We start from the raw sequence: 17,760 nt of genomic DNA on the forward strand, positions 1-17,760 counted from the left end.
CGGCGATGATTTCGGCGATGATTTCTTTTACGGGCAGGATGCTCTTGATGAGGCCGGCCACCTGCCCTATCTCGAGCTCGCCTTCGACGAGGTCGCCCTCGAACATGCCGCGTTTGGCGCGGGCGCGACCAAGCAATGCGGTCAGGTCTTCTTTAGACGGCGCTTTGGTGTATAGTTCCTGGACGTCGTTGTAGAACTTGTTCTTGATCAGCCTCACGGGCGCGAGTTCTTTCAGCGTCACATGTGTCTGCCCTTCTTCGAGCCCTACGACGAGGTTCTTAAAGTCGGTATGGGCCGAACTTTCCACTGAAGCGGCAAACCGGCTGCCCATCTGCACGCCATCGGCGCCGAGGACCATGGCGGCGAGCATGCCCCGTCCGGTGCCGATGCCTCCTGCGGCGATTAGTGGGATGGCGATCTTTTCCTTGACGAGCGGGATCAGTGTAAAGGTGGTGGTCTCTTCCCTGCCGTTGTGCCCTCCGGCTTCAAAACCTTCGGCCACGACGGCGTCGACGCCTGCTTCCTGTGCTTTTAGCGCGAATTTCGAACTGCTCACGACGTGTACCACGGTGATGCCGTGTTCTTTCAGGAAGGCGGTCCATGTTTTTGGGTTTCCGGCGGAGGTGAATACGATCTTCACGCCTTCTTCGACCAGGATGTCCATGATTTCTTCGACATTAGGGTAGAGCATCGGGACGTTTACGCCGAAAGGTTTTGTGGTGGCGGCTTTGCATTTCCGGATGTGGCTGCGAAGCACATCGGGATACATCGAACCGGCGCCGATCAGGCCGAGCCCGCCTGCGTTGCTTACCGCTGCTGCGAGTTTGTATCCGCTGTTCCATATCATCCCACCCTGGATGATCGGGTATTGGATGTTGAAAAGGCTGGTGATTTTATTCATCAGGTTTTGGTTATTGTTTCAGGATTTTTCCACTGGTGACGTTGTTTCCGGCGGTAATGCTATAAAAGTATACGCCCTTCGGCAGTTGCTGCAGGTTGACGGGTGTGGTATCGGTTTCAAAATGCAATGTGACGACCTGTTGGCCCATTGCGTTGTACAAAATCAGGTCGGATGGCATGGCCGTGCCGTTGTTCCTGATGTACAATTGCCCGCCGGCGGGGTTTGGGTATACCGTAAACATTTCCTTACTCGTGTTGCCAATGCCTAATTGCGAATTCATGGCGGCACCGAAATCGGGTATGCCATAGCCGTAGAATGTGTCGGGGCTGCTGAAACGGTCCGCATACTGCCGGATGAGTCCGACAATCTGCGCATTGGTCTTGTCCGGGAATACCTGCCATAGGCAGGCGGTCATGCCTGCGATGATAGGACCCGAGAACGAGGTGCCATTGGCGGCGATGATTGCCCCATTGCTGTCGGCGATGATGGTTTGTTGCCCCTGTGCGGAGACGTCGGGTTTTACCCTGCCATCGTAGCTTGGTCCTAGGGAGCTGAACGCGGCGCGTACTTCATCGGCATCGACGGCCCCGACTGCGAGGACGTTAATCCCATCTGCGGGTACTCCGATGTGCGGATCGGTTGCGGAGGCGCCTGAATTCCCGGCGGAGGCCACGACGATGATGCCGCGCGAGAACGCGATATCGGCGCCGCGCGTGATAAATGCAGTGGTGCCGTTCATGTCGTCGTAATTGTAGTTGTAATTGGGGTTTACGAAGTGGAAATACCCGAGCGATGTCGTGATGATGTCTACGCCGAGGCGGTCTGCTTCTTCCGCTGCTTCGACCCAAAGGGATTCTTCAAGCGGGTTTTCATCGGTATTGCTTTCGGTGATGAATAGGTAATAGTCAGCGTCGGGTGCGGTGCCCACCAATTGGTCTTCTACATAACCGCCCATGGTGGAGAGTACGGCGGTACCGTGGCCATTTGACGTGTAAAAGTTGGACGAACGGGCGACGAAGTCATAGCCTCCTAGAATGTGTCCGTTGGCCCTGAGCCTTGCGAAGGCATCGAGCACATCGACGCCCGGAAACCCGGCATCGAGCACGGCGATGACTTTGCCGTTGCCGGTGTAGTCCTGCTGGTGTAGTTGTTGCCCATTGAGCATGTTGATTTGGCTTTGTGAGGTACCGTATGGAAAGTCGGCGAGGGTTTCAAACTTCTGCTGGAATGCTGCGGGGCGGTTTGGTGCGGGGCGGTTGCCGTTGTCGATGGCGTTGTCCGCAAAGTCGACGCTGGCGACAAAGGGCAGCTGTGTCAGTGCCTGGATGTCGGCGATTTCACCGCGCACGTGGACGGCATTCAGCCATTTGGATTTGGCGTATACGGTCACGCCGGATTGGGATGCGACGGTATTGATGTAGTCCTGGCTGACGGGAACGTCCTTCAAGTCCAGTGGAATGTTCTGTGCGGTGCGGCGGTCGAGGGAACGCTGGGAGAGCATCGTCAACGGGTTGGCGAGGTAGGTATCGGCGTTGGGTTTATCGGTGAAGTAGACCCATGCATCCTGCTGTGCGAACGCCGCTGCGGACAGGGTAAGCCATAATAAGAGTATTGCTTTTTTCATAGCGATTGAAAAGATAGTCAAATTTAGGAAAAAAGATTGGAAGTTGAGGAGGGAGTTCGGAAGATGGGGAGATCGGAAGATCGGGAGATTGGGAGATCGGAAGTTAAGGAGAAAGAAATGGTGGAACCCGACCGCAAAGTCTCGTAATTTAAAAGCGAAGCCCTGTAATTTGACCGCGAAGCCTTGTAATTCCATCGCGAAGCCCTGTAATTCGACCGCGAAGCCTTGTAAAGCGCTTGTCCAAGAATCTGTGGGGATTGTTTCATTAATGGTGGCAACGTTTTCGGGAAATAGAAGTTTGTTGGTGTTTTGTGGGTTTGTAGGCTGTGTATACTTAGGGGTTGCGGTGACTGAGCCGCATTAAATCTCAATTGTGGACCGAAAGATGATAAGCCATGTAATCCTTAATCTGATACTTTCCAGTGTTTTAATTTCAGACTGGTGTCTTCCTGACAGGTCAACGGCCGAACGGAGAGCAGTAAAATGTGGCTTTTCGTGGGGAATGTAAGTGCTTTTTCTATAACAAACATGCGTACGTGGGATCCTTCGTGCCTCAGGATGACAAAATCCTGGGAGGGAGTTTTGAGTGGTATGGATGGATGCTTTTTGAGAGGGGTAATGATCGCATCGCCAGTAAGTCTCCCCCCCTTTGTAAAATGTAAGTGCTTTTTTAATAACTTCGTTTTGCCTCGATGAAATAATCAATTCCAAATGCCGCAACTGACGATAAGTCGCCGGACGGTAGCTGCCATATTAGAACGAACCAGCTTTAAATGAAAAATATCCTAATAATAATGTTAAGTTTGACACTTATTCAATGTGCGACAAACAAGCAAGTCATTTCCAAAACAAGTGAAAATACAAAATTCAACCTTGACACTTTAACCTTGTTCGATAAAAGTAGAAACCGAGAAATTCCTATTGCGATCTATCAACCTAAAGACTCAAAAATATCAAATAAAATCCCAATTATTTTTAGTCACGGTTATGGAGAAAATAATGGAAAAGATTATTTAAGAGATTACACTTACCTTACAGAATTTTTAGTTTCAAACGGCTATTTTGTTGTTAGTATTCAACACGAACTAAAAACGGACGAACTTTTGGCTATGACTGGAAAACTTCAAGAAACAAGAAGACCAAATTGGGAAAGAGGAGCTCAAAATATCTTTTATGTTTTGCAAGAAATTAAAAATAGATATCCAGAATTAAAATTCAATGAATTATCTTTAATTGGACATTCAAATGGTGGAGATATGACAGTTTTATTTGCTCATAAATATCCTAATATTGTCAAAAAAATAATCTCAATGGACAACAGGCGAATGGAATTACCAAGAACATCTGCTCCAAAAATTTTCACATTACGTTCAAACGATTGTCCAGCAGATGAAGGAGTTTTGCCCACAGAAGAAGCGCAAAAGAAGTACGGCATAACCGTAGAGTTTACAGATATAAAACATAGCAATATGGACAATGATGCAAACGAAACCGAGCGAAAATACTTAACCAGCAAAATTTTAGAATACTTGAAAAAATAAATACGTCAGCTAACAACGGTTTCACGCACACGAGAATACGCAGTTCCATCCCGAAGGATCGGGAGCTGCAACTGACGGGAAGCCACCTGGCGTTATGCCCAATATTACCGTAGACTCAACACCACTATGCAGAATTCAAAATTTATTTTACTTTTTATTTTAACCGTTTCCAGTGCCTTTGGACAAAATGTAACCAATCCTTTACCGGCACTTGAAAAAGAAGTTATTCAATGTATTAAAGAAAATAGTAACGAAGAAGTGAACTGTTATAAGGAATATTATCAAGAGCTTCAATTTTGGGAAACTGAGGTTTTTGATGCTGTTTTTGAAATGTTATCGAAGGATAAAACGGAAGATGAAAAAACAGCATTTACAGCAAAGCAAACCGCATGGAAAGAGTCAACCTATTGGTTCTTCACAAAGACCATGAAGGAATTCCAGAAAAAACATCCAAATAAATTTGTATGGGATAAAGACCCTAAATTGAAGGCTGATGCCATAGTGTTTTATCAAAAAAACACGAAGTATTATATTGATAGGATTTCTTATTTGTTAAGTTTAGTAGCAATCAAATAAAGCTATTATTTCAAACGATGCAGCATTGGAAAAAATAAATATACCCATGAGATTATTTAAGCTTCTTTACATAACAATGACAACGATTTGTTTTGTTAATAATGTAGCAGCCCAGGACACACAGCAGTATACCATGATTCCCGATATTAATTTTGAGAAATTCTTAAGAGAATATGGTTACGATGACTATAAAGCACCTGACGGAAAAGTTCTTACATCAAAAATCGCGGAGATAACTTCGTTGAATATTGAAAATAGAAGAATAAACGATTTAACAGGTATACAGGACTTTGTGTCTTTAACCGTTTTGATTTGCAATAAAAATGGATTGACCACCCTGGATTTATCCAATAATAAGGCTTTGGTTCATTTAGACTGTTCCGAAAATAGATTGACCGCTTTGGATATCAACGCAAACACCAATTTGGCTTCGTTAGATTGTGGACAAAATAAATTATCTAATTTGGACGTAACGCAAAATATCAACTTAACTTTTCTTGGATGTGGTAGAAATCAATTGGCCGTCCTGGATATTTCCAAAAATACCGCTTTAACCCATTTGCGATGCTGGGTTAACAAATTAACAACTTTAGATACCTTTAAAAATACCTCCTTAAAAGGTTTGGCATGTGCCCAAAATCAATTAACAACATTGGATTTATCGCAAAATACAAATTTGATAAGTTTAGAATGTAACGATAATCCATTTCACGATTTGGATTTGACCCATAATACCGCTTTGCTTTATTTATCCTGCTCGAAGAATCCGTTGACCACTTTGGATCTTAGTAAAAATAGTGCTTTAACCACAGTAGTTATTAATGAAACTGAATTGACATCCCTGGACGTCACTCAAAATAGTAATTTGGATTTTTTGGATTGCTCAAGAAATCAATTAATTACATTGAGGGTATCCAATACGCCTTTGACAGAATTAGTTTGTTATAAAAACAATTTGACTACTCTGGATCTGAGCCAAAATCCGGCTTTACGCACTTTGGAATGTTCAAATAATCAATTTACAAGTTTAGATGTTTCCAAAAACATTTCCTTATCGCGTTTTTATTGTTCCAATAACCAAATAGCCCATTTAGATGTTTCTGGAAACATTAATTTAGTATCCTTTGAATGCAAATCGAATCGATTAATCAGTTTGAATATTAAAAATGGAAACAATAAAGAATTGCACCACGTATATTCGTTCTTTAATCCTGACCTTACTTGTATTCAAGCGGATAGCGATATTATGCCTCCTAATGACTGGAGAAAAGACGATATCGCAAGTTTTAGCACCAATTGCAAATAAACCAATTGGATGGTTTTATTGTAAAATGTAATTGCTTTTTTGATAACTTCGTTTTAGCCCTATCCCGAAGCGTCGGGAGCAGTAACTGACGTGAAACCTGCGGACGTTAGGCGGGTTTGCAAAAAAACGCATAAAATGAAATATAGTAATGCCTGGTTAATTGATCGCTATGAAAACGGCGACAGTTTAAAATTTATTTATTTCTGGGGAAATACCGACAAAATGGATCTTGTGACAAAGGCCTGCTTTAGCCAATGGTATGATAGTCCATTTTCGGTAAACAATCACACCTATTTAACTGCGGAACACTGGATGATGGCCCAGAAAGCCCTTCTTTTCAATGATCAAAATTCACATGATAATATCCTCAATGCTGTCAAGGCCGGTGAAGTAAAGGAAATCGGGAGGCAGATTAAAAATTTCAATCAGGACGAATGGGATAAGAGGAAACGCGAAATTGTCAGGGTTGGAAACATCCATAAATTTAACCAGCATAAAAACCTTGCCGAATTTCTTTTGAACACCAAAGAACGAATTCTTGTCGAATCAAGCCCCGTGGACACTGTATGGGGAGTCGGTCTTTCGCAGGACAACCCCGATATTGAAAATCTTTATCTTTGGAGAGGTGAAAATTTACTTGGCTATGCATTGATGGAAGCCAGGGATTTTTTGTCGGACTTTGGGCATTTTACCAGCGACATCGATTTACCAACGCTGCCGTGGCTCAAATATCCAAACGTTGAACGATCCGATATGTTTTGGTGCATGGGATTTGGCGAAGATTATTGGCATGATTTTAAAAACGAGTACATGAAACTCGACGAGCGACAAAAGACTATTTATCAGTTAAATCAAATCGCGCCTCCAGGTTGGGAAGATTTCCTTTAATGGCTTTCAGCCTCGGGTGCTTCACCAATCGCTAGCGCTCTGGTCACGCCATTGATGGCTTTCCTGTAAAATGTAATGCTTTTTTAATACCCTTTGTGTGTGAGTGCTGTGCCTGGAATCCCTCGGGATGACAACGTCCTGAGGGGAAGTCGGGAGTCGTATGGCCGTTTTGAAGCGTGTGGTGTATGCAAGTTTTTTTTTATACATTCGTTTTTAGGAGGTGTTGCCCGCACGGATTATAAATCTGCGCCATCCGAATTAGAAATTCGTGCTATCCTGGCGGTGTAACGGTAGTGGTCCGGGCGACAGCGCCCCGATGCATTGGGAGGTGAAGCAAGCTGGCAGATGTTAACTATATTTTACCCATAAAAAATGAAAAATACAATACTTTTTATCCTATTATTATTGAATGGTTTGTGCTATTCACAAAGTTTAAACTTAAACCAGGGAACCATTAAAAATGAAGATTACTTCGTTGAGTTGCCGTTTGAATATGTCAATGGTAAGATTATTATACCGGTCAAAATCAATGATAAAACCTATAAATTTTTGTTGGATACTGGAGCGCCAAATTGTGTGTTTAAAAATTTGAATACCGTTTTAAATCCTGAAATAGTACAAAGCATTAGCGTTTTAGACGCAAACAACAACAAAAGCACCATGAATGTCGTAAAACTGCCGGACATAGCAATTGGCAACATTATTTTTCAAAATGCTGTAGCATTGTCGTCGAATGACGAAGGGAATTTAGTTTTGGATTGCTTTAAAATTGACGGTTTTATTGGCAGCAATATGTTAAGAAATTCAATCATCCAAATTGACACAAAAAATAGGATCTTGCGGATTACCAATAAAACAGAAAAACTAAATTTTAATAAGAAAAGTAAAATCAAACTTTCATTAATTGGGATTCAGAGTAATCCATATATCAGCTTAGCGATAAAAGGTAAAAAATCTATAAAGGAGAAAGTATTGCTAGACACCGGAATGAAAGGATTCTATGATATTTCAAAGAAAACTTATGATTTATTAAAAAGTAAAAATATCGTGGCTGTTATTAATACCGGAAGTGGGACACAGGATATTGGACTGTTTGGAAACGCGAACATGAATGAGCAATTAAGAGTACTGATTCCTAAAATCAACCTTGCTAATTCCACTTTTTTAAATATTACAACCGTTACAACCGATGATAGTAATTCCAGAATTGGTATCAATCTGTTTGAACAGGGTATCGGTACCATAGACTATCTTCATAAAAAGTTTTATTTTGATAGTTATGATGAAAATACAGTTGATTTAACGGAAAAATTAATGGGCTTTTCACCCACAATTATAGGAAATAAACTTGCTGTCGGAATTGTCTGGGATGAGAATTTAAAAGATCAAATATATACTGGAGACGAAATTATAGAAGTGAACGGGATAAATTATGAGCACTTTCAAATTTGTGATTTTTTATCTCAAAAATCTATTTTTAAAAACGTCGTGATTAGTGAAATTACCGTGAAGACAAAAAGTGGCGCGTTAAAAACAATAAATCTGTAAAAAACTACAGCCCAAGGCTGTTTCACGAAATTGCGGGGGTGTTGGACGTATCCGTATTGTTAGTTCCTGAAACTGAAGTTGCCTGTTTGTGGTGGCGTGCGCGAAGATGCTACGCCTGTTCGGGCTAAAGTCCTCGGATGGCCGTGCGTCAGGATGGTAAAGTCCTGAACTGGAAGTCCTGCTTCGTAAGGAAGTACAAATCTATGCCATTCGGAGACTTGCGGTGTCCCGCAGCGCGCACTCGGTTCTAATTTGAAAGATCGGGAGCCGAAATTGATAGCCCTGAGCGACAGCATCCGACGTTTCGGGAGGCGACGCATGCCGCCGCAGGTAGGCAGCCAGGACATCGCTTTTCCATTTAAAAGACAATAATATTTTTATTTTTTTTGACCTTAGATTGAAAAATATTTAATATTATTTTGAAATAAATGTAAAATATATAAAATTTAGTCTACCTTCGCACCTTTATTAATATTTATTTTTTATGAACGAAGGAACAATTAAGTTTTTCAATGAGGCCAAAGGCTTCGGATTTATCACTCCAAATGGTGGAGGCAGCGATGTGTTTGTACATGTAAGTGGCCTTAATGGTACAGTACGTGAGAACGACACGGTAACTTATTCCGTAGAAAACGGACAAAAAGGACCCACAGCAGTGAATGTAAACGTTATCTAAGATATATTTTACTTGTACCAATTAAGCCAGTCTTTACCAGACTGGCTTTTTTTTATTGCATCAATTCGGCAGCCTTCCTCCCCGGTTTCGCTGCGCGCTGTTTGACCACGGAACTTGTCTTTAGGTTTGACTTAGGGAAAGTTCGCACGGTTGCGGCTCATCTTATAAAAACAACCCTTTTTCCATCACTGCTGTCATAACTGTGAATGCTACGCCTGTTCACGCTAACGCCCTACTGGTCCTGTATCTTTGGATGAAAAAGTACTTAAGGGAAATTCTGGATCGTGCGGACGGAAGCTGGGTTATGGACGATCTGGCGTTATTTTGTTAGTGGTTTTGACGGTTGCGATGGATGTTAGTTTTTTTTTATTACTTCGTTTTGTATCCCGGTGCCGCGGCTGACGTGAAGCCGCCGAACGTTACAGGAAAACTTTTACCAAGTTTGCGCAAAAAAAAATATTTATTAAGTATTTTTCGATATTTTTGGGTAGACAAATCATAGTCACAGGACGATACCTCTACGTTTTTATGGATTAATTTGAAGTTGACAATTTAGGCTAAGCGCTTAAAATGTATAGCGTTACGTACCTTAAACATTGCCGGATAATCTAATCATTATTTAGAATTGGATATTCTTGATTGGAAATATGAAGGATGGTTAGCGATAACACACAGGTACCTTAAGACGGGGAAAATAAGCCGAACAGAAACCCAAAAAAGATAGTAGGCAAAACTAAACTTTACTTATAATGAAAACACTAAAAAATTCCGTATTTGCATGGTTTGTTATTATCATTTCAGTATCCGTAATTACCAGTTGTTCAAAACAAGATGACGCCTTAATGAGTCAAAATACTAAAGTCGACAACTATTTAAAACAATTTTATGGCAAAAATATCCAACTTGGAACGTCGTTAGAGACGAAATTTGACCTGCCCAATTTGTCTACCGCAAGATCGGTTGAATCAGAAAACATCATCATTACCGAAGTATTTGTTGGTAACGACAGCCGGGCAAGAGGTTATGTAATAAGCGATAAAGAGACAAACGACTTTATATACTTTATTGATGTTAACAGAGTAGACTACAAGTTAACAACATATAAGGTGGAAACGGATGATACCATAGTATTTGACGATATTAACCAACTTGAAAAATACTTAAATACCGATGAACTGGATTATATCAAAATTGCAGAGGACTACAATAGCGGACAGTCCGCTGAAAGAAGATTTTGGGGTTGGCAAAAATGGGTCGACTGTGATAAAGCAACCGGTATGGGAACAGTAATGGAAACCTATTATGTTTTTGGCGTCGGTGTGAAAACCAGACCGATTCGTGGATTAGATGGCGGAATTATGGTTGAACCGTGTGCTGGTGGCGCCCTTAATGATTAATAATCAACTTAGGCCATTTTATTTTTTTAAAATGGCCTATTAAATACCTATCTATGAAGTATTTTTTTTTCTTTTGCTTTGGTTTCATTCCTTTAATGGTTCATGGACAGGTCTCGGTAACCATCAAAAGCAAAGAGACCGGGGAACCCATATCGTATGCGAATGTTTGGAAATCAAATAAAATTTATGCATCGTCGGATTCTTTAGGCACTTTTTCCATTGGTGAAAATGAGTTAAACATACCATTTAAAATTTCAGCTTTAGGATACAAAACGAAAGACAGCATTTTGATCAATGAGGCAAAAACCATTTATTTGGAAGAAGACTTTATTGAATTGAAAGAAGTATTGTTGTCAAAAAAAGTCAATGCCAAAAAAATCAAAGTGGGTAAGCTAAAAAATGGGGATGTAGGCGTTGTTTCTGAAATGAACAAAGAAACCGCTCAAATTGGTCGATTTTTTTCAAATGATTCGGGAGAAACATTGTTTTTAGATAAATTCAGGTTTAAAGCAATTTGCGCTACCAGGAATTGTATTGTAAATATCTTAATATACGCCGTGGGAAAAAATGGCGAACCAGCTGAAATTATAAATCGCAACAACATTCCGTGTAAGGTAAAAAAAGGACACCATATAAACGAAGTTGACCTAAGTGATTTAAATATTCAATTTCCTCCTGAAGGCATATTTATAATGGTAAATTACCTTTTTTTAGAGCAAAACAAACTGTTCGGTAATAAAAATGAAAACTGGTATTATTATGAGCCATCCATTGACGCTGCGTCTGTTGAAAGCTATACAGATACCTGGTACAACTACAACAATGAATGGAAAAAGAATGATAAATATTCAGTGTGTTTTCAATTGTCTTTAACGAATTAGGCCACCATTATACTGCGTAAAAACCGAAAGAAAAAAGGCTTCCAGTAACATGATCTGTTTAACAAAAATTAGTTTTTTCACGCCATGGCTATTGTCTATTGTAAAATGCAACCGATTGCTTCATAACCAATATGCCTGGATAGGATTGCTGCGCCCTTTCGGACCAGCGCCCTTGCGTCCTCCTGCCCCCGGTGACAACGTCCTGAGGGTGTGTCCTGAGTAGGAAGTACGGTGACAGATTGTGGGGCATTTGCATAGGTGAGAGGCCGTGGTGGATGTGTGTGTTTTTTTTATAACTTCGTTTGGGTCCAGGGAATTCTGAATTCTAACTGTTGCAGGTGACGTGGACACACCTGAGGTTAGCCTAAATTTTTTACTAATGATCGTACCCATCTTAATTTTAAGTGCCGTTTTTATTGCCATTGCATTTACTGTAAATGAAAATAATGCGAAATATTTGCTTTCGGGATACAACACCATGTCTGAAGTGGATAGGGAGAATTTTGACATTAAATCCTACATGGTTTATTTTCGAAAGTTCCATATTTTTCTTGGCGTAACGTTACTGCTCATTGCTGTAGGCTTATTGTACTTTGTAAATTCAGATTGGAGTGGCCTGTTTTTGGGAACTTATCCCCTATTTGTTTATATTTTCTTTATTTGGAAATCAAATCAGTTCACAAAAAATAAAAGCAAGAAACAGCGCCTCACCACATACATCGCCATGGGTGTGATGTCTTTACTTTTGCTAATCATTTTGTATGAATTTAAAAGCTGCCTGACATACAATGGCATTATAGTTCATAACGATCAAATTGAAATCACCGGTGAATACGGAACAGCAATAAATATTAGTGATTTAAAGTATATTGAATTGGCGGATCAGTTGCCTGAAATTTCGTCTAAAACAAATGGGTTTGCCCTCGAAACCATTCAAAAAGGGTATTTCAGGACGGCAGGTGGTGAAAATGTAAAGCTTTTAATTAACTCTGAAAAAACACCTATCCTCTTATTCACGACAAATGACAATCAAAAAATATATTACTCCTCTAAAGACAAGTCTAATGAAGAAATATATAAAGCAATAAAAGGAAAAGTAATCCATTAATAACTGACTTACGCCAAATAACAATTTATTACTGCCCGCAATATTAGATGATTGACAGATACAGATACCACGAATTTTATACTGGGAAAGAAAACGAGTTGGCGTACCAAATCGTTCAATCGCCAACATATAAAAATATCAACTCAGAAAATCTATTTATACAATGTTTGTCGCCTGCGGTAATTAAAAAAGGGTCTGAAAAAGAAAAGACACTGATCGCGGAATGGGATGAAATATTCCAAACGCTGGACAAAGTTAAGAGACTCAAAATAAACATCTTTAATCAGGAGATTTTAAACGTACTGCATAAAATTCCCAACTTAACGGAATTGATCATTGAGAATTCATCTGTTGAAGATGTTTCGCCTTTAAGTAAACTAGAACAATTAACACGGTTAGAAATCTACCACAATACAAAACTGACTGACATCGCATCGATTGGAGATCTTCATCTCAAACAATTGAAGTTTGAGAATTGTTTTAATATTGTCAATTATGAAGTAATCGGAACAATGAAGTCTTTAAAAGGGCTGTCGCTGAATGGAAACTGGACTGCGCCCAAAAACTTAAAAATCAATTCGCTGGTGCCTTTCGAAGGATTGGAAAATTTAGAGCACCTGGATTTGGATTATGCTATTGTCGTGGATAAATCGTTCGAAAGCATTTTAAGAATGACCAAATTAAAACGCTTTGACTATCTGGCAACCATAAAAAAAGAAACCAGGATTAAAATAAAAACTAACCATAAAGCTTTAGTTGCGGGTTTTTTCATGGATTATGATTATGAGAAACATGATTTTTTTGAAGGAAAGATTTGGTAGTATATACTACTGGTAAGAGCGGTTTCGCATTGGGCTGTTCGGCTTTCCGCTTCGCGTGCTGCTTTTCCTGTAGAATGTATGGGCTTTTTCGATAACTTCGTTTTTTAAATGCAGTTGTTCAGCACGGTTTAAAATCCAGGCTGTTTTAGATTAAAAGTCTGCGCCATCGCGAGCATACACCACAACATTCAAAACCCATTTCAATGGACCGCTTTAGTATCGTATCGAACATGACCAAAAAAGAATATTTAAAAGTCATGCTTTTAGGGCTTTACAGCAAACCCGCTTTTATCGCGGTGGTGCTTTTCGGGGGCTATCTCGTTATTTTTAACGAATCTTATCAGCAGGTGATTTTAGGATTGGCCTTTGCGCTGTCACCGTTGATTATTGCTTTGATTGCTGCGCGTCAATTTGGTTCCAGTCCAGGTTCTGGAGACGATATTGCATTCACCTTTGGTGAAAATGGGATTACCGTTGAAGGATCGACCTGCAGGAGTGAATTTACCTGGGAGCATATTGTGAAGCAGAAAGAGATCAGCAATTTCCTGATACTGTACCATAGTAAAAGGGTGGGAAATTTTGTCGACAAGCGGAAATTGAGTGCGGCGCAGTTGCAGTTTATAAAGGACTGCGTGGGTAAAAAAAAGGAGACGCTGTGAGCGGATTTCCGTTGCGGGGTAATGCAGCGTATAGTCGGCAAGAATGACAAAAACTGCATCCGGACATTGCAGGGTTAATTTAACCTCTACAAAAAATATGAAAATCAAATACCTCGTTGTTTTAATTGTCCTGATAAGCAATCCTATTTATGCTCAGGGCGTGGCAACAGTAGTAGACGCGACAGATGGGTCAGGGATACCCTATGCAAACATTGTGGTAGAAAATGAATCCATTGGAACGTCAAGTGACGAAAATGGGGATTTTAAATTTACGCCATTGTTTGTTGGGAAAAACCTTAAGATAAGTGCCGTCGGGTATAAGCCAAAATCATTAAAGTTTTCGCCCGACGCTCTTAAGATCCCTTTGGATCCCAATGTCACGGATCTGGATGAAGTGGTTATAGAAAAGCAGCGTAAAACACTTTTCTATACAATCGGCGAATTTAAAAAGTCGGCAGTGAAACATTTTATGTCAGCGTCCAATAAAACTCCGTGGATGATCGCCCGATTTTTTCCTTACGACACTGTATACAAAGCCACGCCATTTCTGTCATCCGTAAAACTTAACACGCTAAGTGAGATCAATGGCGCAAAGTTCAACATCCGATTATACGGGGTGGCAGAAAATGGTCAACCCGGAGCGCTTCTGGCAGACGAAAACATTATAGGGACTGCTAAACGAGGCAACCGCATTGTTGAAATATCCCTCGAGCATTTGAAAATTGAGTTTCCTCCGGCCGGACTTTTTGTCGTTTATGAATATATTATTATCGATGAAAACAAATACGAATTCGATTACAAAGACCCGGTATCCAAACGAAGGGATCACCATCTGTCGTATGAACCGGTTATTGGATGTATTTATACCGACACCAGTGCGTCCAGTTGGCTGTATAAAAGTGGCGTTTGGAATCATCTGGAATTTAACTCCATACAATACTGCTTGCTAATGGCAGTAGCATTAAAACTCAGTAATTAAATACATTTGTACTAACCCTACAAAATACAAAACCCGTAAGTTTAATTTTATGTACGATTTACCACATCACAAAGAACATAACGAAAAGGAAATCACAGATTTTATCAATCAATATCCATTCGCTTTTATCACGGGCTGTGATGCAGCGCATCAACCCATCGTTACACAGCTTCCCCTATTCCCTGAAGAAAAAGATGGCAAAAAAATATTGCGTGGCCATCTGATGAAAAACACTGATCACCATCTGGCTTTTATGAGCAATGAACGGGTATTGGTGGTCTTTACAGGAAAAAGTACGTATGTAAGCGGTACATGGTATAGCAATCCCTATATGGCTTCAACGTGGAACTATATGAGCGTTCATATCAAAGGTTCCATCAGGTTTCTTGATGACCATGCATTGGAAGAAGTCCTCCGGCTGACTTCCCTTCATTTTGAAAACAACAATGAAAATTCAACGACGGTTTATGACAACCTTCCCATGGCGTTTAAGCAAAGGGTTATGGGCGCTATTGTAGCTTTTGAGATCGAAGTTCTGGAAATGGATACGGTTTTTAAATTAAGCCAGGACAGAGACGAAAAAAGTTATCAAAATATCATCGCACAATTAAAATTGGGAGATCATGATGGGCAAGTCATTGCTCATGAAATGGAAAGGAGATTTGACAATGTTTTTAAAAACAAGCAATAGGAACTTTAGCTGCCTGGCGGTTAATCCCCGGTGCTGCTTTTGATATCTAATGTAACCACTTTTTGTGTAACTTCGTTTTAAACGGTGTTGCCGGTACGGATTGCAAATGCTCGACATCTTTAACGTTAGCGGTCGCTTAAATGGAATCCACAGCATTTAATGATGGTATCAAATGAAATCAGAGACGCATATTAAAAATAAATTAATCGAACCGTTGTCAATACTTTTTTTGACGGTTTTAAGTACTTTGGCCATCGCCCAGGAAAATTCAAACACCAAAGCAGCATTCCACGCCCCTATTTACACGTTATACTACCCGACAGACCACTGGGAGTTAACAATTGAAAATACTGACTTTTTGTATAAATATGTCATTCAGGAAATCCAAAAACCGGATCCCCCACGTCTCCTGATTTATCTTGAAGGACATAGTGATGATGTGGGCGATTCAGATTACAACATGAAACTTTCGCAACAAAGAGTACAGGCAGTGGCTGAATATTTAAAAAGCAACGGTTATCTTACAGACCAAATTAAGATTCAATACTTTGGTGAATCGAAACCAGAAACCAGAAAAATTGCTGTGTCAAATAAACTGAAAGATATTCGTTACGCCAATAGAAGGGTGGTCATCAGAATTGAAAAGATCGATTGAATGCCAACCATTAAAAAAGAGATCCTTTCGTTGCGCTGTTCATTTAGAGAACTTATCGCTATATATGATTCGTAGGTTAGCAGACAGTAACGAAAGCCTAAAATCAAAAAAATGATTGAAACGTTTACCGAGTTCCTGAAATTTGTTTCCGACTACCTGATCAAGGGCATGTCTGTCAGCATCTTGTTGATGATCATTGTGAAACTGGTCTTTAAAAACAAACTTGATTTGTCGACGAAGATTGTAAAATGGATCATTTTGGTGTATTCTTTTGGCGTTTTATTGAATACCGTCCTGCTGTACGCATTTCCGATTGAAAAATATGCTTTTTTAGAACGAGCGACCGGACCCTATGCGTGGGCTTATTGGCTGATGTTTAGCCTAAACGCAATGCTTCCATTCGTTTTGCTTTACCACAAACCGGGCAGAAACCTGTATTTATTGTTCACGATTTCGTTGTTAATGAATATTGGCTGGCTTTTCGAATCGTTTGTAGTGCATGCATCGGGTTTACATCGGAATTTTATCACCGCGGATTATAATCCATATTTACCAAATGAATTCGAGTTACGTGTCATTCTTAGTGGTTTTCTATTGGGAATAATGCTTCTGGTTTTGGAAACAATAGCTGGAAATATTAATCCCGAAATGCGGAAAACAAATCAAATGCAGTGAAAAAATTTGAAAAACGCCGGGCAGTATTTTGCGATCTGTATTAATTATGGCGCATCGGCTTAGCGCCACCCGTTGCTTTGGGTCGTCTTTGTAAATGTGATTTATTTACAAAATTTACATTAGTATTTACAATATAAAGCGATTCATCCGGAAAATATCTCGCTAGATTCGCCGTATCAATTTAAAAATGAAAAACATATGAAAAAAATCCTCTGCGTCCTGATCTTACTGCTGGTTGTGGTAAGCGGACTGGTATTTGCCAATCGTGACATTACAAATGAAACCAGGCCAACCCCAAAGCCGTTGTCTGCTGCTGAAAAGAAACACGCATTGGCCGAAAGGAAAAAATGGGAGGCTTCTCCTGACGGTATCAGGTATAAAGCCTGGGAGGTTTCTCCTGAAGGTAAAAAAGTGCATGCAAGCCATGATAAGATCAGGGCAAACATCAAGGCTTTCACCAGTATGGAGGCCGTGGTCACTTCTGTTACCTTTCAGCGCGAAAATGCGGCCTCATCAGGTCCAAAATGGCTTATCGTTAAGATTAATGGAGACGAATATATGATGCAATTTACGCCTGACGAGTTTCAGCAGTTGAGCAGCCTGAAAGTCAACGACAAGATCACTTTAAGAAGCCGCAGCGCGGGGTATTCGCCCAATCATCCTTATTTGATTTTATCGGGCGACTACATTGCACAAAATAATAAGGTACTTTTTAAACGAGACTTCAGCAAAAATAAAGGTTGTTGAGGAACTGTTTGGGTTGTCGGCAGCTGTGCTTCGTATGGTGTACAAATTAAGTGCTTTTTTTATAACTTCGTCCAGCCACGCTGTGAA

At 40.4% G+C, this 17,760-nt stretch carries 19 protein-coding genes; 16 read left to right on the forward strand and 3 right to left on the reverse strand.

The window, feature by feature from the left end:
* Window positions 1-901, reverse strand: a 901-nt coding sequence (locus CFE23_RS02160; RefSeq protein ID WP_291083341.1) for a nitronate monooxygenase, incomplete at its 3' end; no start/stop codon positions are given.
* Window positions 902-911: 10 nt separating this feature from the next.
* On the reverse strand, window positions 912-2,546 hold the full coding sequence (locus CFE23_RS02165) for a S8 family serine peptidase (protein WP_363331542.1): 1,635 nt from the start codon (window positions 2,544-2,546) through the stop codon (window positions 912-914).
* Window positions 2,547-3,298: 752 nt separating this feature from the next.
* Between CFE23_RS02165 and CFE23_RS02170 the strand changes: the two genes are divergently transcribed.
* The 5 genes from CFE23_RS02170 (at window position 3,299) to CFE23_RS02190 (ending at window position 8,384) form a co-directional block, all read left to right on the forward strand.
* Window positions 3,299-4,066 (forward strand): alpha/beta hydrolase, encoded by a 768-nt coding sequence (locus CFE23_RS02170; protein WP_291083344.1) that lies wholly within the window; start codon window positions 3,299-3,301, stop codon window positions 4,064-4,066.
* Between the two features lie 126 nt (window positions 4,067-4,192).
* Window positions 4,193-4,642 (forward strand): hypothetical protein, encoded by a 450-nt coding sequence (locus CFE23_RS02175; RefSeq protein WP_291083346.1) that lies wholly within the window; start codon window positions 4,193-4,195, stop codon window positions 4,640-4,642.
* Between the two features lie 46 nt (window positions 4,643-4,688).
* Window positions 4,689-5,948, forward strand: coding sequence for a hypothetical protein (locus tag CFE23_RS02180; RefSeq protein WP_291083348.1), 1,260 nt, complete (start codon window positions 4,689-4,691; stop codon window positions 5,946-5,948).
* Window positions 5,949-6,083: 135 nt separating this feature from the next.
* Window positions 6,084-6,836 (forward strand): NADAR family protein, encoded by a 753-nt coding sequence (locus CFE23_RS02185; protein WP_363331543.1) that lies wholly within the window; start codon window positions 6,084-6,086, stop codon window positions 6,834-6,836.
* Between the two features lie 372 nt (window positions 6,837-7,208).
* A complete protein-coding gene (locus tag CFE23_RS02190) occupies window positions 7,209-8,384 on the forward strand; it encodes a retropepsin-like aspartic protease (protein WP_291083350.1) in 1,176 nt (391 codons plus the stop codon).
* Window positions 8,385-8,443: 59 nt separating this feature from the next.
* Here CFE23_RS02190 and CFE23_RS02195 read toward each other — a convergent pair whose 3' ends face one another.
* Window positions 8,444-8,731: a hypothetical protein gene (locus CFE23_RS02195; protein ID WP_291083353.1), complete on the reverse strand. Its 288-nt coding sequence runs from the start codon at window positions 8,729-8,731 to the stop codon at window positions 8,444-8,446.
* Between the two features lie 137 nt (window positions 8,732-8,868).
* On the opposite strand from CFE23_RS02195, the gene CFE23_RS02200 reads away from it, so the two are divergent.
* The 11 genes from CFE23_RS02200 (at window position 8,869) to CFE23_RS02250 (ending at window position 17,673) form a co-directional block, all read left to right on the forward strand.
* Window positions 8,869-9,060, forward strand: a complete 192-nt coding sequence (locus tag CFE23_RS02200; protein WP_291083354.1) for a cold-shock protein — start codon at window positions 8,869-8,871, stop codon at window positions 9,058-9,060.
* 749 nt (window positions 9,061-9,809) lie between these two features.
* A complete protein-coding gene (locus tag CFE23_RS02205) occupies window positions 9,810-10,457 on the forward strand; it encodes a hypothetical protein (protein WP_291083355.1) in 648 nt (215 codons plus the stop codon).
* A 314-nt stretch (window positions 10,458-10,771) separates the two neighbouring features.
* Window positions 10,772-11,338, forward strand: coding sequence for a hypothetical protein (locus CFE23_RS02210; protein WP_291083356.1), 567 nt, complete (start codon window positions 10,772-10,774; stop codon window positions 11,336-11,338).
* 379 nt (window positions 11,339-11,717) lie between these two features.
* Complete coding sequence (locus tag CFE23_RS02215; RefSeq protein ID WP_291083358.1) at window positions 11,718-12,446, forward strand: DUF3784 domain-containing protein; 729 nt, start codon at window positions 11,718-11,720, stop codon at window positions 12,444-12,446.
* Window positions 12,447-12,493: 47 nt separating this feature from the next.
* Window positions 12,494-13,267, forward strand: a complete 774-nt coding sequence (locus CFE23_RS02220) for a leucine-rich repeat domain-containing protein (protein WP_291083360.1) — start codon at window positions 12,494-12,496, stop codon at window positions 13,265-13,267.
* Window positions 13,268-13,470: 203 nt separating this feature from the next.
* Window positions 13,471-13,926, forward strand: coding sequence for a YcxB family protein (locus tag CFE23_RS02225; protein WP_291083362.1), 456 nt, complete (start codon window positions 13,471-13,473; stop codon window positions 13,924-13,926).
* 97 nt (window positions 13,927-14,023) lie between these two features.
* Window positions 14,024-14,905: a carboxypeptidase-like regulatory domain-containing protein gene (locus CFE23_RS02230; protein ID WP_291083364.1), complete on the forward strand. Its 882-nt coding sequence runs from the start codon at window positions 14,024-14,026 to the stop codon at window positions 14,903-14,905.
* Window positions 14,906-14,954: 49 nt separating this feature from the next.
* Complete coding sequence (locus CFE23_RS02235; RefSeq protein WP_291083366.1) at window positions 14,955-15,596, forward strand: FMN-binding negative transcriptional regulator; 642 nt, start codon at window positions 14,955-14,957, stop codon at window positions 15,594-15,596.
* 172 nt (window positions 15,597-15,768) lie between these two features.
* Window positions 15,769-16,251: an OmpA family protein gene (locus tag CFE23_RS02240; RefSeq protein WP_291083368.1), complete on the forward strand. Its 483-nt coding sequence runs from the start codon at window positions 15,769-15,771 to the stop codon at window positions 16,249-16,251.
* A gap of 111 nt (window positions 16,252-16,362) precedes the next feature.
* The gene (locus CFE23_RS02245) at window positions 16,363-16,926 is read left to right on the forward strand and encodes a hypothetical protein (RefSeq protein WP_291083370.1); all 564 of its coding nucleotides are present in this window, start codon (window positions 16,363-16,365) and stop codon (window positions 16,924-16,926) included.
* A 198-nt stretch (window positions 16,927-17,124) separates the two neighbouring features.
* Complete coding sequence (locus tag CFE23_RS02250) at window positions 17,125-17,673, forward strand: hypothetical protein (RefSeq protein WP_291083372.1); 549 nt, start codon at window positions 17,125-17,127, stop codon at window positions 17,671-17,673.
* The last annotated feature ends 87 nt before the right edge of the window (window positions 17,674-17,760 follow it).

The organism is Flavobacterium sp. BFFFF1 (genome assembly GCF_002256285.1).
Taxonomy (GTDB): domain Bacteria; phylum Bacteroidota; class Bacteroidia; order Flavobacteriales; family Flavobacteriaceae; genus Flavobacterium.

Excerpts from the sequence above, each read along its gene's own strand:
- CFE23_RS02235 (WP_291083366.1), top strand. The coding sequence starts at position 14,955 with ATGTACGATTTACCACATCACAAAGAACATAACGAAAAGGAAATCACA.
- CFE23_RS02205 (WP_291083355.1), top strand. The coding sequence starts at position 9,810 with ATGAAAACACTAAAAAATTCCGTATTTGCATGGTTTGTTATTATCATT.
- CFE23_RS02175 (WP_291083346.1), top strand. The coding sequence starts at position 4,193 with ATGCAGAATTCAAAATTTATTTTACTTTTTATTTTAACCGTTTCCAGT.
- CFE23_RS02180 (WP_291083348.1), top strand. The coding sequence starts at position 4,689 with ATGAGATTATTTAAGCTTCTTTACATAACAATGACAACGATTTGTTTT.
- CFE23_RS02170 (WP_291083344.1), top strand. The coding sequence starts at position 3,299 with ATGAAAAATATCCTAATAATAATGTTAAGTTTGACACTTATTCAATGT.
- CFE23_RS02220 (WP_291083360.1), top strand. The coding sequence starts at position 12,494 with ATGATTGACAGATACAGATACCACGAATTTTATACTGGGAAAGAAAAC.
- CFE23_RS02185 (WP_363331543.1), top strand. The coding sequence starts at position 6,084 with ATGAAATATAGTAATGCCTGGTTAATTGATCGCTATGAAAACGGCGAC.
- CFE23_RS02190 (WP_291083350.1), top strand. The coding sequence starts at position 7,209 with ATGAAAAATACAATACTTTTTATCCTATTATTATTGAATGGTTTGTGC.
- CFE23_RS02230 (WP_291083364.1), top strand. The coding sequence starts at position 14,024 with ATGAAAATCAAATACCTCGTTGTTTTAATTGTCCTGATAAGCAATCCT.
- CFE23_RS02200 (WP_291083354.1), top strand. The coding sequence starts at position 8,869 with ATGAACGAAGGAACAATTAAGTTTTTCAATGAGGCCAAAGGCTTCGGA.
- CFE23_RS02240 (WP_291083368.1), top strand. The coding sequence starts at position 15,769 with ATGAAATCAGAGACGCATATTAAAAATAAATTAATCGAACCGTTGTCA.
- CFE23_RS02215 (WP_291083358.1), top strand. The coding sequence starts at position 11,718 with ATGATCGTACCCATCTTAATTTTAAGTGCCGTTTTTATTGCCATTGCA.
- CFE23_RS02245 (WP_291083370.1), top strand. The coding sequence starts at position 16,363 with ATGATTGAAACGTTTACCGAGTTCCTGAAATTTGTTTCCGACTACCTG.
- CFE23_RS02250 (WP_291083372.1), top strand. The coding sequence starts at position 17,125 with ATGAAAAAAATCCTCTGCGTCCTGATCTTACTGCTGGTTGTGGTAAGC.
- CFE23_RS02195 (WP_291083353.1), bottom strand. The coding sequence starts at position 8,731 with ATGTCCTGGCTGCCTACCTGCGGCGGCATGCGTCGCCTCCCGAAACGT.
- CFE23_RS02225 (WP_291083362.1), top strand. The coding sequence starts at position 13,471 with ATGGACCGCTTTAGTATCGTATCGAACATGACCAAAAAAGAATATTTA.